This window comes from Kitasatospora sp. NPDC040550 (genome assembly GCF_055594965.1).
In genome coordinates this window covers 173,642-187,352 of the sequence record NZ_JBVIWC010000013.1, presented here as the reverse complement: position 1 = coordinate 187,352, position 13,711 = coordinate 173,642, and the positions used below count along the sequence as shown (strand labels likewise).

The 13,711-nt window shown below is 72.4% G+C and carries 10 protein-coding genes; 2 read left to right on the top strand and 8 right to left on the bottom strand.

Going from position 1 to position 13,711, the window contains the following annotated elements; all coding sequences use genetic code 11:
* The 6 genes from ACZ58X_RS20940 to ACZ58X_RS20915 form a co-directional block, all read right to left on the bottom strand.
* A complete protein-coding gene (locus ACZ58X_RS20940; protein ID WP_470335113.1) occupies positions 1-1,914 on the bottom strand; it encodes a galactose oxidase-like domain-containing protein in 1,914 nt (637 codons plus the stop codon).
* 244 nt (positions 1,915-2,158) lie between these two features.
* The gene (locus ACZ58X_RS20935; protein ID WP_470335112.1) at positions 2,159-3,388 is read right to left on the bottom strand and encodes an acyltransferase family protein; all 1,230 of its coding nucleotides are present in this window, start codon (positions 3,386-3,388) and stop codon (positions 2,159-2,161) included.
* A 33-nt stretch (positions 3,389-3,421) separates the two neighbouring features.
* A complete protein-coding gene (locus tag ACZ58X_RS20930) occupies positions 3,422-4,543 on the bottom strand; it encodes an alpha/beta hydrolase (RefSeq protein ID WP_470335111.1) in 1,122 nt (373 codons plus the stop codon).
* A 139-nt stretch (positions 4,544-4,682) separates the two neighbouring features.
* Complete coding sequence (locus ACZ58X_RS20925; RefSeq protein WP_470335110.1) at positions 4,683-5,357, bottom strand: response regulator; 675 nt, start codon at positions 5,355-5,357, stop codon at positions 4,683-4,685.
* On the bottom strand, positions 5,354-6,658 hold the full coding sequence (locus ACZ58X_RS20920; protein ID WP_470335109.1) for a sensor histidine kinase: 1,305 nt from the start codon (positions 6,656-6,658) through the stop codon (positions 5,354-5,356). The genes ACZ58X_RS20925 and ACZ58X_RS20920 overlap by 4 nt, the downstream gene beginning before the upstream one ends.
* 93 nt (positions 6,659-6,751) lie before the next feature.
* Positions 6,752-7,438: a TetR/AcrR family transcriptional regulator gene (locus ACZ58X_RS20915; RefSeq protein ID WP_470335108.1), complete on the bottom strand. Its 687-nt coding sequence runs from the start codon at positions 7,436-7,438 to the stop codon at positions 6,752-6,754.
* Between the two features lie 218 nt (positions 7,439-7,656).
* Between ACZ58X_RS20915 and ACZ58X_RS20910 the strand changes: the two genes are divergently transcribed.
* The gene (locus ACZ58X_RS20910) at positions 7,657-9,264 is read left to right on the top strand and encodes an MFS transporter (protein WP_470335107.1); all 1,608 of its coding nucleotides are present in this window, start codon (positions 7,657-7,659) and stop codon (positions 9,262-9,264) included.
* A 68-nt stretch (positions 9,265-9,332) separates the two neighbouring features.
* Here the strand turns inward: ACZ58X_RS20910 and ACZ58X_RS20905 are convergent, their stop codons facing one another.
* Both ACZ58X_RS20905 and aceE read right to left on the bottom strand, forming a co-directional pair.
* Positions 9,333-9,815, bottom strand: a complete 483-nt coding sequence (locus ACZ58X_RS20905; protein ID WP_470335106.1) for a nitroreductase/quinone reductase family protein — start codon at positions 9,813-9,815, stop codon at positions 9,333-9,335.
* Between the two features lie 99 nt (positions 9,816-9,914).
* The gene (gene aceE / locus ACZ58X_RS20900) at positions 9,915-12,665 is read right to left on the bottom strand and encodes a pyruvate dehydrogenase (acetyl-transferring), homodimeric type (protein WP_470335105.1); all 2,751 of its coding nucleotides are present in this window, start codon (positions 12,663-12,665) and stop codon (positions 9,915-9,917) included.
* 518 nt (positions 12,666-13,183) lie between these two features.
* On the opposite strand from aceE, the gene ACZ58X_RS20895 reads away from it, so the two are divergent.
* Positions 13,184-13,624, top strand: coding sequence for a DUF3052 domain-containing protein (locus ACZ58X_RS20895; protein WP_375887778.1), 441 nt, complete (start codon positions 13,184-13,186; stop codon positions 13,622-13,624).
* The last annotated feature ends 87 nt before the right edge of the window (positions 13,625-13,711 follow it).

Below are 13,711 nucleotides of genomic sequence, written 5' to 3'. Positions count from 1 at the left end.
TCAGGCGGAGAGCTGGACCCACTGCGCGACGCTGGGCACGCCCTTGTCGCTGAGCAGGAAGAGCAGGTACCAGCCGGGCGGGGCGGCCTTGGCGTCCGGCGGGGCCTGGAACTCCAGCCGGTTGCCGGCCCGGCTGGTCAGCCGCAGGTCGACGTACCGCTGGCTGGTGTTGACCGAGTGGGTGGAGGTGGTCGGGGCCAGCAGGACGGCCCTGGCGGCGAGCCCCGGGGTGGTGCTGGTGACGGTGAACTTCTTGTCGTACCCGACCGGTGCGGTGGGCGCGTTGGCGAGTGCGGGACGGTCGCCCTGGTGCAGGTAGGGCGGTTCGTAGATCTCGATGGTGCCGTTCATGGTGATCGGGCCGGTGGTGCCCGGGACGCCGTCGACGGTGCCGTTGACGTCCGTGTTGTTGGCCAGCTGCTGGAGTTCGTCGCCGGTCACCATGATCCGGCCGTCCGGCAGCACCACCGCGTTGGAGTGGTAGCCGCGCGGCAGCCGCTGGACCGGGCCGAGCTGCCAGTTGCCCTGGTCGTCGCGGAGTTCGATCTGGCGGTACTTGAGGTCGGCGTTCGGGTTGTACGGGCCGTTGCCGTAGTCGCGGATGTCGTAGGCGCCGTTGACCGTCATCAGCCGGCCGTTGGGCAGCAGCAGGGTGTCGTCCTGGGTGCGGCCGAAGGCGCGGGACTTCTCGGCGGTCCAGCTGCCGTTGGAGAAGCGCAGGGTGCCCGGGTTGTCCCGGTCGCCGCCGAGGACCAGCGCGGAGTCCGGGCCGTTCGCCCCGCCGGGCAGCATCACGGCGGAGCCGTAGTTGCGCTTGCGGCCGTCGGGGCGGGCGGTGAGGTCGGCGCGGGTCTCGGCGACCGGGTCGAAGCGCCACTGCTCGTTCGCGGCGCGGCCGAAGCCGTAGACGTTGCCGTCGTTGAGCGAGAACAGGTGCGGGTAGTCGAAGCTGAACGGTGCGTCGGCCTTGAAGCGTTCGACCGGGGTGTCCTTCGGGGTGTCGGTCTTCTTCACCGGGACCGGGAAGGCCTTGGCGGGGAAGCGTTCGACCACCGGGGTCGGGGTGCCGTAGCCGAGTTCGGACTGGCCGGACATGATCAGCTGGCGGCCGTCGGCCCCGGTGACCACGGAGGGGTACCAACGGCCCACCGACATGTCGGGGTTGCGGGTCCAGGTCTCCGTCCACGGGTCGAAGACCAGCGAGAGCTTGGCGCCGGTGCCGCCGTTGCCGCCCAGGTTGCCGCCGAAGACGCCGAGCATGCCGTTGGGCAGGAAGGAGTGCCCGGAGCAGAAGAACGGCACCGGGCGGGGCTCGTCGAGGCCGTCCGGCATGTCCGAGACCGGCGGGTTGACCTGCTTGAAGGCGTCCTTGCCGGTGCCCTTGGCCGGGTCCCAGAGGAAGGCCCGGCCGGCGTTCTCCTTGCCGGTGGTCTGGGTGGGCGCGGGTTCCTTCTCGGGGTTCGTCTCGATCCGTTCGAAGGAGAACAGCAGCACCTTGCCGGTGGGCAGCAGGGCGACGTGGTCGCCGAAGTCGGGGGACGGGAAGTAGTCCTTGAAGGCGCCGAAGGTCTCCGGTGCGAAGGCCTTGTTGAGCTGGGCCTGGGAGGCGGTCAGGGCGTTGTACCGGTTGGTGCGGGTGGTCTGCGGGTAGTCGCCGATGCCGCGGACGGCCGCGCGCATCCGGGCGTGCTCCTCGGCGTGCTCCTGGCCGAGGGCCGCGACCTCGTCCTGCCGCACCTCCTCGGCGACCCGGCGGGAGTCGACGTGCGGGGCGAGGTCGTCCCCGCCGTGGGCGAGCGCCGGGGCGGCGGCGCTCAACAGGCTTCCGGCGGTGACCGCGAGGACCACGGCGGCGGCCGGCAGTCGGCGGCGGCCCCGGGGCCGGGGCCGGGGGCGGAGTGGGGACGGGGGCATGGATCTCCTCGGGGAGGGAGGGCTGTTCGGGGAGGGGCGAATGCGGACGGACGGGCCGTGGGCGGGCGCGGTCCAGCGATGGTCGCCGACCGTCACAGAACATCACAGTGCGTGGTGGTCCGCATGTGCCGTGCCTCCCTTGGAGCGGCCCTCCGTCCGGGGATGCGCTGGAACGGCCGAAGGGGCGCGCACCGTTCGGTGCGCGCCCCTTCGGAGCGGCGATCGCCGGCGTGGTCGCCGGGTGTCACACCATGCCCAGCGCGTACGCGGCGAACAGCGCCGCAGCCGCGCCCGCCAGCGCCTTGCCGGCCCGGGAGAAGGCCGTCCACGGCCCGTCGAAGCGCCGGGTGAACCACCCGATCGCCACCAGCGCGGCCCCGAACAGCGGCAGCAGGGCCAGTCGGGCGGCCACCCAGCCGAGCGAGTCCGGCGCGGTGGTCAGCCCCTGGACGGCGCCCAGGCCGGCCGCGCCGGGCACCGCCACCGCGAGCATCGCGCTCTGGTGCCAGCAGAAGATCGTCATCGCCGACAGGTTGACCGCCACCACCGGCAGCCACAGCAGCGGACGGCGGGTCAGCAGACGGCCCAGCCGCTCCCGCAGCAGCACCGCCGCGCCGCACTGCACCGCGGCCAGGGCCAGCACCAGCAGGGACGGCGGGTGCGAGTTGGTCCGCTCGACGCCCGGCACCCCGACCATGCTCGCCGGGTAGTGGAACACCACCAGCAGGACCGCGAACAGCGCCGCGCCGCCGAACAGCAGCACCCGGGCGGCCGACCGGCCGAGCCGGCCCTGCGCCCACAGCACGCCCAGCTGGTAGCCGAACATCCAGCCCGGCAGCAGGTTCAGCAGCCCCACCCAGGACGGCACCGCCTCGGCCCACGGCCCGTACCGCAGCAGGTCGACCAGGGCGACCGAGGCCACCAGCAGCCCCGCCGACCACACGCCGAGCCGCCGCCCGAAGGCCACGCAGAGCGGGGTGAGCGCGGTCAGCGCCAGGTACACCCCGATGTACCAGAGCGGCTGCACCACCAGCGTGGCACCGGTGCGCAGGGTGTCCGCGGGCACACCGAGCCGGGGCAGCAGCGGGATCAGCAGCGCCCACACCGCCGTCACCCCCAGCACCGGGCGCAGCAGCCGGACCGTCCGGGCCCGCAGCCAACTCCCGTACGTCAGGCCCTTCTCCCGGGCCCGCTCCAGCGAGCGGACCGAGGAGTGGCCGCCGACCAGGAAGAACACCCCGAGCATCTGGAGCACCCAGCTGGCCGGGGCGAAGCCGCCGAGGGCGGAGAGCGGGCTGGCGTTGTGCAGGGCGCCGTCGGCGGAGCGGGTCAGGCCGCCCAGCATCCAGTGGCCGATCGGGACGGACAGCAGGGCGAGGGCGCGCAGGCCGTCCAGGGCGCGGTCGCGGCTCGCGGGGGTCTTCGCGTCGACCTTCGCGGCGGCGCGGCGCAGCGTGGTGAGGGGGTGGGCCATGGTGGTGCTCCTTCCTTGGCGGGTGGCGGGGGTTCAGCGGCCCTGGGCGATGGCGGCGTAGGCGGTGAGCGAGGCGGTGCCGGGGGCGAAGTAGCCGGTGTGGCCGTGGGATCCGGTGGACGGCAGCGGGCGGGCGCCGAAGCCGGGGTCGGTCGGGTCGGCGCCGTGGCCGAGGCCGAGGAAGCGGACGTTGGGCACGTCGCCGATCCAGTCCGATCCGTTGCGGGCGGTGGCCCAGACCGGCACCGCGGGGTCGAGGTCGGCGGCCGAGTCGACGCCCATGCCGGGCGAGCCGAGCACCACCAGGCCGGAGGCCCGGGCGGGGGTCGGGCGGGCCAGGCCGCAGACCACCGAGCCGTAGCTGTGGCAGAACACCGTGGGCGGGGCCTGCGGGGAGGTGCCGGCGGCGAGTCCGTCCAGGAACCGGTCGAGGCGGTCGGCGCCGGCCCGGGCGAGGTCCTCGGTGGCGGCGTCGACGCCGACGCCGACCGGGGTGGTGTAGCCGGCCCAGGCGATCACGGCGGTGTGCCCGTCGGTGGCCCGGTACAGGGCGCGGGCCATGCCGGCGGGGGTGCCGTACGGCTCGGTGGCGCGGTCGAAGGTGAGCAGGTCGATGTCCGAGCCGGGGACGATCACGGCGGCGCGGGGGGCGGTGGTGAGGTCGCCGAACACCTCGGCGACCTGGCCGCGGCCGCGCGGGTCGAAGGCGAGGATCTGCCGGCCGCCGTCCAGCAGGGTGCGGTAGCGCTCGACGCGGGTGCGGGCGGCCTGCTGGTCCTGCGGGGTGAGGGCCGGGTCGGTGGTCCGGGCGAGTTCCCGGTCGCGTTCGGCGGTGAGGGCCAGGGTGTTGGCCCGGTACCGGAGCGGGACCGGGGCGCCGTCCAGGTTGCCGACCACCAGGGGGTGCCGGGCGGCCAGGGCCTGCTGCTGGGTGGGCGTCAACCCGGCGAAGAAGAAGGCCACTTGGGCGGGCGTGCTGGTGGCCGGGTCGGGGAGGCGGAGGCCGAGCGCGGTGTCGGCGCTCCAGGCGGCGCTGCCGGGCGGGGGGCCGGTGACGGCGGCCTGGCTGTCGGCGGCCCAGCCACCCGCGCCGAGCACCGCCGCCAGCGTCAGCGCGGTGGCGACGATCGCCCGCTTGGTACGGAGCTTGCGCATGTCCCTGGTCTCCCTCGTCCGTTCGGCAGCCGGCTTCGGCTTTCGACGAGGAGGAAGGTAGGAACACGACGGCCCCGCGGACGTCACACCGCGGGGCCAACTACCCGGTGCTACCGGGGTATGAGGGGGATAACCCCCCTCACTCGCCGGGGGTCACCAGCCCGGACTCGTAGGCCAGCACCACCGCTTGGGCGCGGTCGCGCAGGTCGAGCTTGGCGAGGATCCGCCCGATGTGGGTCTTGACGGTCTGTTCGGCGAGCACCAGCCGGGCGGCGATCTCCTGGTTGGACAGGCCGCGGGCGATCAGCTCCAGCACCTCGGTCTCGCGCGGGGTCAGGCCGTTGAGCCGCAGCTTGGGGTCGCGGCGCTTGGCGGGCCGGTTGCGGGCGAAGTCGGCGATCAGCCGCCGGGTGACGGACGGGGCGAGCAGCGCCTCGCCGGCCGCGACCACCCGGACCGCGGCGATCAGGTCGGCCGGCGGGGCGTCCTTGAGCAGGAAGCCGCTGGCCCCGGCGCGCAGCGCCTCGTACACGTAGTCGTCCACGTCGAAGGTGGTCAGCATCAGCACCTTGGGGCGGTGGGCGCCGGGGACGTCGGGGGCGAGCAGTCGCCGGGCGGCCTCCAGGCCGTCCATGACGGGCATCCGGACGTCCATCAGGACCACGTCCGGGTGGGTGCGGCCGGTGACCTCCAGGGCCTGGGCGCCGTCCGCCGCGTCCCCCACCACGTCGATGTCGCTCTGGGCATTGAGCAGGGCGGCGAAGCCGGCCCGCACCATGGCCTGGTCGTCGACGATGATCACGCGGATGGTCATGCGGGTGTCTCCTGGGGTGGGTCGAGCGGCAGGACGGCGGCCACCTTGAAGCCGCCGTCCGGCAGCGGGCCGGTGTCCAGCCTGCCATCGACCAGCCGGACGCGTTCACGCATTCCGACCAGGCCGTGCCCGGTGCCCTCGACCGAGGCCTCCAGCGACTCGGTGCGCTGCGGCGGGGGCGCGTTGACCACGGTGAGCCGCAGTTCCGGGCCGTCCGCCGACAGCGACACCCAGGTCCGGGCGCCGGGAGCGTGCCGGACCACGTTGGCCAGCGCCTCCTGGGCGATCCGGTAGACGGAGAGGGCGACGGCCTGCGGCACCCGCTCGGCCAGCCCCTCGGCCACGGACAGTTCGGCCGGCACCCCGGCCCGCCCCACCGTCTCGACCAGCTGGGTGAGTTGGGCCACGCCGGGCTGCGGGGCCTTCTCCCCGGAGGCGTCCTCGCTGCGCAGCACCCCGAGCAGCCGGCGCATCTCGGCCAGCGACTCGCGCGCGGTGCCGGCGATCGCGGTGAACTCCTCGGCGGCGTCGTCCGGGACGCCCTGGATCCGGTAGGGCGCGCTGGCGGCCTGCACCGCGATCACCGACATGTGGTGGGCCACCACGTCGTGCAACTCCCGGGCGATCCGGGCGCGTTCCTCCAGCAGGGTGCGCCGCTCGCGCTCCACCTCGCTGATCTGCTCCTGCTCGGTGAGCAGCCGCCGGGCGACCGCGCGGTCCCGGACGGCCCAGCCGAGCAGCAGGACGGCGCCGCTGAGCGCGATCAGCAGCACGGTGGTGCCGTCGCCGGCCCGGGGCAGCCCGAGGGTGGTGGTGAGGACGGTGAGCAGGACGGTGGCGATCCAGACCGAGACCAGGGTGGCCCGGCTCTCCCGCAGGGCGAGGGCGAGCAGCAGGAAGACGTACGCGATGACCATCGGCGCCGTCCACGGCCAGCTGCCCATCACGTGGGGGTGGCGGGCGGTGATGGCGGCGGTGGTGACCAGGGTGGCGGCGCTGATCCACCAGGCGGCCAGCGGGCGGGTGATGGCCAGGAACAGCGGGGTGGTCTGCGCGACGGTGAGCGCGGCGGCCACCGGCACCACCAGGTCGTAGAAGTGGTTCAGGCAGACGATGCCGGTGGGGATCAGCGCGGCCTGGAGGATCAGGGCGATGACGTACGGCACCCGGCGGACCCACCGTCGGCGGGAGTCGCCGAGCAGCGGGGCCTCGTCCGTGCTCGGGGTGGTCAGGTGGTGCCGCAGGGCGCGGAGCCGGCGCAGCGCGAACGCCCGGGCGGCGGCTGTGGTGGGTGTCTTCATCGTGGGCCAGCCTAGGAGGGCCGGCCCGCGGCGGGCGTCGGACTGGAGCGCGAACTTCCGGGGGGTACTCCGGTACGGGGTGCTACCCGGGTGCTACGGGCGGTCGCGCCAGTGGCCGGCCAGGGCGGGGCCGAGCTGGTCGAAGTAGCGCTCGATCACCACGACCATGCCCTCGGGGCCGGCCGGTTCCTGCTCGGCGGTCCAGGACAGGTGGGCGGCGCGCAGCAGGCTGCCGAAGACGGCGGCGAGCACGACCGGGCGCAGGTCCTCGGCCGGGTCGAGTCCTTCGCGTTCGGCGAGGACCTGGACCACCAGCCGCTCCTGCTCGGTGACCCGGCGCAGGTGGGCGGCGAGCAGGGCGGGGGTGTCCTCGATGATGCGCAGCAGTTCGAGGGCGCTGCCGATGGAGTTGGGGCCGGAGGCCCGGGCGGTCCCGAGGTCGCGCCAGGCCTGGACGATCGAGGCGCGCAGGGCCTGGAGCGGGGCCTCCTCGGCCGGCCGGTGGCGCAGGCAGTGGATGAAGTAGTCCTCGGCGTCGGCCATCACGGCGAGGGCGACCTCGTCCTTGTTGGCGAAGTAGCGGAAGAAGGTGCGCTGGGAGACGTCGACGGCGGAGGCGATCTCGTCGACGGTGGTCCTGGCGAAGCCCTGGCCGAGGAAGAGCGCGTGGGCGGCCTGCACCAGGGCGTCCCGGGTCTGCTGCTTCTTGCGCTCGCGCAGGCCGGGGGCCCGGCCGAGGTCCTCCGGGGTGCCGACGGGGTGGGGGGTGCGAGCGGCCATGGCGGGGGCCTTCCGGGGCGCGGGTGTGGCGGGTGGGAGCACAACCTTAGCCGCCTGACAAATGTCAGTTCCGGTCACAAGTCACTGTTTGCCGATTGTCAGTCGCTGACATAATCTGCCGGAGTGGCGCTCGTCGGCCGGGCACTCGTGGGGACGGGTGGGCCGTCGCAGCGCCACCGCCACGTTCCGGTCTCTGCCACGCCCCCGGAGGGCCCCAGATGAGTCAGTCCGTCGTCAAGAACTCCGAGGCGGACGCGGCGCCGCCGTCGAAGCCGTCGGCCGGGGGAGGGCTCAAGGGGCACCCCTGGCTGACTCTGCTGACCGTCGCGGTCGGCGTGATGATGGTCGCCCTGGACGGCACGATCGTCGCGATCGCCAACCCGGTGATCCAGGAGAAGCTCAAGGCCGCGCCCTCCGAGATCCAGTGGGTCACCAGCGGCTACCTGCTGGCGCTGGCGGTCTTCCTGATCACCGCGGGCAAGATCGGCGACCGCTTCGGCCACAAGAGCACCTTCCTGGTCGGCGCGGTCGGCTTCGCCGCCACCTCGGCCGCGATCGGCTTCGCGGGCAACATCCAGACCGTGATCGCCTTCCGCGTCCTCCAGGGCCTGTTCGGCGCGCTGCTCCAGCCCGCCGCGCTCGGCCTGCTGCGCGGGGCCTTCCCGGCCGAGAAGCTCAACATGGCGATCGGCATCTGGGGCGGGGTGATCGGCGCGTCCACCGCGGCCGGCCCGATCGTCGGCGGCCTGCTGGTCGAGCACGTCAACTGGGAGTCGGTGTTCTTCATCAACATCCCGGTCGGCCTGGCCGCGGTCGCCCTCGGCCTGTGGATCCTCAAGGACGTGCGGGCCGAGAACGCCGCCAAGTCCTTCGACCTGCCGGGCATCGGACTGCTCTCGGTCGGGATGTTCGCGCTGGTCTTCGGGATCATCAAGGCCCCCGAGTGGGGCTGGGGCGACGCCCGGACGCTGCTGTTCCTGGGCGGCGCGGTGCTGCTGATGGTGCTCTTCGCGCTCTGGCAGGGCCGGGCGAAGGAGCCGCTGATCCCGCTCAGCCTGTTCCGCTCGGTGCCGCTGTCGGCGGGCGTGCTGCTGATGGTGCTGATGGCCTTCGCGTTCTTCGGCGCGATCTTCTTCGTGACCTTCTACCTCCAGAACGTGCACGGGATGAAGCCGGTCGACGCCGGCGTCCACCTGCTGCCGATGACCGGCATGATGATCGTCGGCTCGCCGCTGGCGGGCATCGCGATCGGCAAGCTCGGCCCGCGGATCCCGATCATGGTCGGGATGCTGCTCACCACCGGTGCGATGGTCGGCATGTCCACCCTGGACACCGGCTCCGGCACCGGCGTGATGTCGCTCTGGTTCGTCCTGATGGGCCTCGGCATCAGCCCGGTCATCGTCGGCGCCACCGAGGTCATCGTCGGCAACGCCCCGCTGGAGCTGTCCGGTGTGGCCGGCGGCCTCCAGCAGGCCGCGATGCAGGTCGGCGGCAGCCTGGGCACCGCCGTGCTGGGCGCCCTGATGGCCGCCAAGGTCGGCGACGTACTGCCCGGCAACTGGGCGAAGGCCGGACTGCCGCCGGTCGAGGACCCGCAGGCGGCCGCGGGCCTCAAGCAGGCCGCCCAGCTGGGCATCACCCCGCCGGCCCCGCCCGGCACCCCGCAGCAGGCGGTGGACCTGATGGCCGGCGCGGTGCACCAGTCCTTCGTCAGCGGGATGTCGCTGGCCTTCGTGGTGGCCGCGGTGGTGGCGTTCGGCGCCGCCCTGCTGGCCCTGCTGACCCGCCGCGGCGAGACCGACGCGGGCCCGGCCGTGCACATCTGAGCCGGCCGGCGGGCGGCCCCGGACTCCGTGGGGGAGTCCGGGGCCGTCGTGCTGCCCGGGGGCGCCGCTCAGGCCCGGGTGAGGGCCACCAGCGGGACCGTCCGGGCGGCCTTGCGGTAGTCGGCGAACTGCGGCTGGGCGGCCACCTGGCGGGCCCAGAGCGCGTCGTGCTCGGCCGGGTCGACCGCGGCCGCCACGGCCGGGTACCGCTCGGCGCCGAGCTCGACGGTGACCTCCGGGTGGGCGACCAGGTTGCGGTACCAGACCGGGTCGGTGTCGCTGCCGCCGTTGGAGGCGAAGACCACCAGCCGCTCGCCGTCCGGCAGGTAGACCAGCGGGGTGGTGCGCGGCTCGCCGCTGCGGGCGCCGACCACGGTGAGCAGCAGCAGCGGCATCCCGGCGAGGTCGCCGCCCACCACCCCCTCGCCGGTCCGGAACTCGGCGATCACCCTGCGGTTGAACTCTCCCGCGCCGTCGGCGGGTTCCGGGTGGTGGTTCGCGTTCTGGTTCGCGTTCTGGTCCGTGCTCTGGTCCGTGCTCCGGTTCGTCATGCCGCCGAGCGTAGGACCTGACACCGGTGGCAGGTGCAAGAACGCCGAAGGGCCGGACCCCGTACGGGAGTCCGGCCCCTCTCAGGCGCTAGCGGGTGATCAGGCGTCGCCGCCGGCGGCACCCGGGTCGGCCGCCGCCACGTCCAGCAGCTGGTAGCGGTCGATCGCTTCCTTCAAGGCCGAGCGGTCGATCTTGCCCTGCTTGGCGAGCTCGGTGAGCACGCCCAGGACGACCGACTGCGCGTCGATGTGGAAGAAGCGACGGGCCGCACCGCGGGTGTCGGCGAAGCCGAAGCCGTCGGCGCCCAGCGACTGGTACTGGCCCGGCACCCAGCGGGCGATCTGGTCCGGAACGGCGCGCATCCAGTCGGACACCGCGACGACCGGGCCCTCGGCGCCCTGGAGCTTCTGGGTGACGTACGGCACCCGCTGCTGCTCCTCGGGGTGCAGCAGGTTGAACTCCTCGGCCTCCACCGCGTCGCGGCGCAGCTCGTTCCAGGAGGTCGCGGACCAGACGTCGGCCTTGACGTTCCACTCCTCGGCGAGGATGCGCTGGGCCTCCAGGGCCCACGGCACGGCCACGCCGGAGGCGAGGATCTGGGCCGGGATCTGGCCGGCGGTGGCCGGCGCGTACCGGTGCAGACCCTTGAGGATGCCCTCGACGTCCACGTTCTCGGGCTCGGCCGGCATCTTGATCGGCTCGTTGTAGACGGTGAGGTAGTAGAACACGTCCTCGCCGTGCGGGTGCTCGGCGCTGGAGCCGTACATCCGCCGCAGACCGTCCTGGACGATGTGCGCGATCTCGAAGCCGTACGCCGGGTCGTACGCGACGACGCCGGGGTTGGTCGAGGCCAGCAGGTGCGAGTGGCCGTCGGCGTGCTGCAGGCCCTCACCGGTCAGCGTGGTGCGGCCGGCGGTGGCGCCGATCACGAAGCCGCGGGCCAGCTGGTCGGCCATCTGCCAGAACTGGTCGCCGGTGCGCTGGAACCCGAACATCGAGTAGAAGACGTACACCGGGATCAGCGGTTCGCCATGGGTCGCGTAGGACGAACCGGCGGCGATCAGCGAGGCGGTGCAACCGGCCTCCGAGATGCCGTCGTGCAGCATCTGCCCGGTCGGCGACTCCTTGTAGGCCAGCAGCAGGTCGCGGTCGACCGACTCGTAGGTCTGGCCCAGCGGGTTGTAGATCTTCGCCGAGGGGAACAGCGAGTCCATGCCGAAGGTGCGGTACTCGTCCGGCGCGATCGGCACGAAGCGGTTGCCGATGCCCTTGTCCCGCATGAGGTCCTTGAGCACCCGGACGAACGCCATGGTGGTGGCGATGGTCTGGTTGCCGGAACCCTTCTTGACCGACTTGTACGCGTCGTCGCCGGGCAGTTCCAGCTGACGCGGGCGCACCTTGCGGGTCGGCACGTAGCCGCCCAGCTCGCTGCGGCGGTCGTGCATGTACTGGATCTCTTCCGAGTCGCGGCCCGGGTGGTAGTAGGGCGGGTAGCCCTCGTCGAGCTGCTTGTCGGTGATCGGCAGGTGCAGCCGGTCGCGGAAGCGCTTGAGGTCCTCGACCGTCAGCTTCTTCATCTGGTGGGTGGCGTTGCGGCCCTCGAAGTTGGGGCCCAGCGTCCAGCCCTTGACCGTCTGGGCCAGGATGACCGTCGGCTGGCCCTTGTGCTCGCGGGCCGCCTTGAACGCCGCGTAGATCTTCTTGTGGTCGTGGCCGCCGCGACCCAGGTGCTGGATCTGCTGGTCGGTCATGTTCTCGACCATGGCGCGCAGGCGCAGGTCGCCGCCGAAGAAGTGCTCGCGGATGTACTGGCCGGTCTCGGTGGCGTAGGTCTGGAACTGGCCGTCCACCGTGGTGTTCAGCTTGTTGACCAGGACACCGTCGCGGTCCTGCGCGAGCAGCGGGTCCCAGCTGCGGTCCCAGACCAGCTTGATCACGTTCCAGCCGGCGCCCCGGAACTGGGACTCCAGCTCCTGGATGATCTTGCCGTTGCCGCGGACCGGGCCGTCCAGGCGCTGCAGGTTGCAGTTGACCACGAAGGTCAGGTTGTCCAGGCCCTCGCGGGCGGCCAGCGAGAGCTGGCCCAGCGACTCGGGCTCGTCCATCTCGCCGTCGCCGAGGAAGGCGTAGACCTGCGAGTCCGAGGTGTCCTTGATGCCCCGGTGCTCCAGGTAGCGGTTCATCCGCGCCTGGTAGATCGCACCGAGCGGGCCGAGGCCCATCGAGACGGTCGGGAACTCCCAGAAGTCCGGCATCAGCCGCGGGTGCGGGTAGCTGGACAGGCCGTACGGGGCCTTCGACTTCTCCTGGCGGAACGCGTCGAGCTGCTGCTCGGTGAGTCGGTCCAGCAGGAAGGCGCGGGCGTAGATGCCGGGGGAGGCGTGACCCTGGAAGAAGATCTGGTCGCCCGACTCGCCCTCGGCGTCCTTGCCGCGGAAGAAGTAGTTGAAGCCGACGTCGTACAGCGACGCGGAGGAGGCGAAGGTGGCGATGTGGCCACCGACGCCGATGCCCGGGCGCTGCGCCCGGGAGACCATGACGGCCGCGTTCCAGCGGGTCGCGTTGAGGATCTTGCGCTCGATCTCCTCGTTGCCGGGGAAGAACGGCTCGTCCTTGGTCGCGATGGTGTTGACGTAGTCCGTGCTGCGCATCTCGGGCACGGCGACACGCTTCTCGCGGGCGCGCTCGATCAGGCGCAGCATCAGGTAACGGGCACGCTCACGCCCCCGCTCGTCGATGGCCGCATCGAGCGACTCCAGCCATTCCGCGGTCTCCTCGGGATCGAAGTCCGGGACCTGACTCGGAAGGCCGCCAATGATGATCGGGTTGCGATCGGATCCGGAAGCCACGCTGTTCCTTCACTGTCGGTCGAAACTAGAGGTGTGTCGCGCCGCCTCCATCGTGCTACCGCGCTCGGAGATCCGTCATCTCTACCGATCGGTAACCATGCCGCCCGGTGGGCGGAACGGTCTGGTGGTGCACGTCGCGGGCTTCTTCGTCCGCTCCGTACACCCCCGGGTGTTACGAAAAGAGGTGGTCCGACCTGGTGTCCCGTCCGCCCGATGGCGGGCGGCCGGGGTGAGGGCCAACAGGAGACTCTACGCCCGCGCACGCGCGGACCCCGAATGCCGTTCGCATCTCGGGCACGCGTACGGCCTGTGGGCCGGGACCACCCGAAGCATCCTTGTCCCATGCAGAGAAGGGCAAATCGGTGTGATTCCCGACACGTCGCCCGGCGTGTTCCGGTGCGACACGTCAACCTTTGGGGGGGATCGGCGGTCGGGTACTTGCGCGAACCGCCGCGCCCGTGTGGACTACGGCCACAGCCTCGGCATGGATGCCGGGCCGAATACTGGAGGTTATTCCCGTGAGCGCGACCGCGGACCCCGCGGACAAGTCCAACCCGGCGACCCGTCTCGGCTTCGAAGAGGGCCAGATCGTCCAGGAGCTGGGGTACGACGAAGACACTGACCAGGATCTCCGTGAGGGCATCGAGGAGATCACCGGGACGGAGCTCGTCGACGAGGACTACGACGACGTCGCGGACGCCGTCCTGCTGTGGCACCGGGACGAGGACGGGGATCTCACCGACTCCCTCGTCGACGCCCTGGAGTACCTGGCCGAGGGCGGGCTGATCTGGCTGCTGACGCCCAAGACCGGCCGGGACGGCCACATCGAGGCGTCCGACATCGCGGACGCGGCGAAGACCTCCGGCCTGTCGCAGACCAGCTCGATCGCGGTGGCCAAGGACTGGGCGGCGACCCGGCTGGCGACCAAGTCCACGGCGAAGCAGCCCAAGCAGCGCTGAACGGGTCCTGAGCCCCGGGGGGGGGGGGGGGAGGGGGGGGGGGGCGGGGGGGGTCGATGGCTTTTTTTTTTGGGTTCTTCTTTGTTT

Coding starts and splice junctions, on each gene's coding strand:
- ACZ58X_RS20910 (WP_470335107.1), top strand. CDS start 7,657: ATGAGTCAGTCCGTCGTCAAGAACTCCGAGGCGGACGCGGCGCCGCCG.
- ACZ58X_RS20930 (WP_470335111.1), bottom strand. CDS start 4,543: ATGCGCAAGCTCCGTACCAAGCGGGCGATCGTCGCCACCGCGCTGACG.
- ACZ58X_RS20940 (WP_470335113.1), bottom strand. CDS start 1,914: ATGCCCCCGTCCCCACTCCGCCCCCGGCCCCGGCCCCGGGGCCGCCGC.
- ACZ58X_RS20905 (WP_470335106.1), bottom strand. CDS start 9,815: ATGACGAACCGGAGCACGGACCAGAGCACGGACCAGAACGCGAACCAG.
- ACZ58X_RS20915 (WP_470335108.1), bottom strand. CDS start 7,438: ATGGCCGCTCGCACCCCCCACCCCGTCGGCACCCCGGAGGACCTCGGC.
- ACZ58X_RS20920 (WP_470335109.1), bottom strand. CDS start 6,658: ATGAAGACACCCACCACAGCCGCCGCCCGGGCGTTCGCGCTGCGCCGG.
- ACZ58X_RS20925 (WP_470335110.1), bottom strand. CDS start 5,357: ATGACCATCCGCGTGATCATCGTCGACGACCAGGCCATGGTGCGGGCC.
- ACZ58X_RS20935 (WP_470335112.1), bottom strand. CDS start 3,388: ATGGCCCACCCCCTCACCACGCTGCGCCGCGCCGCCGCGAAGGTCGAC.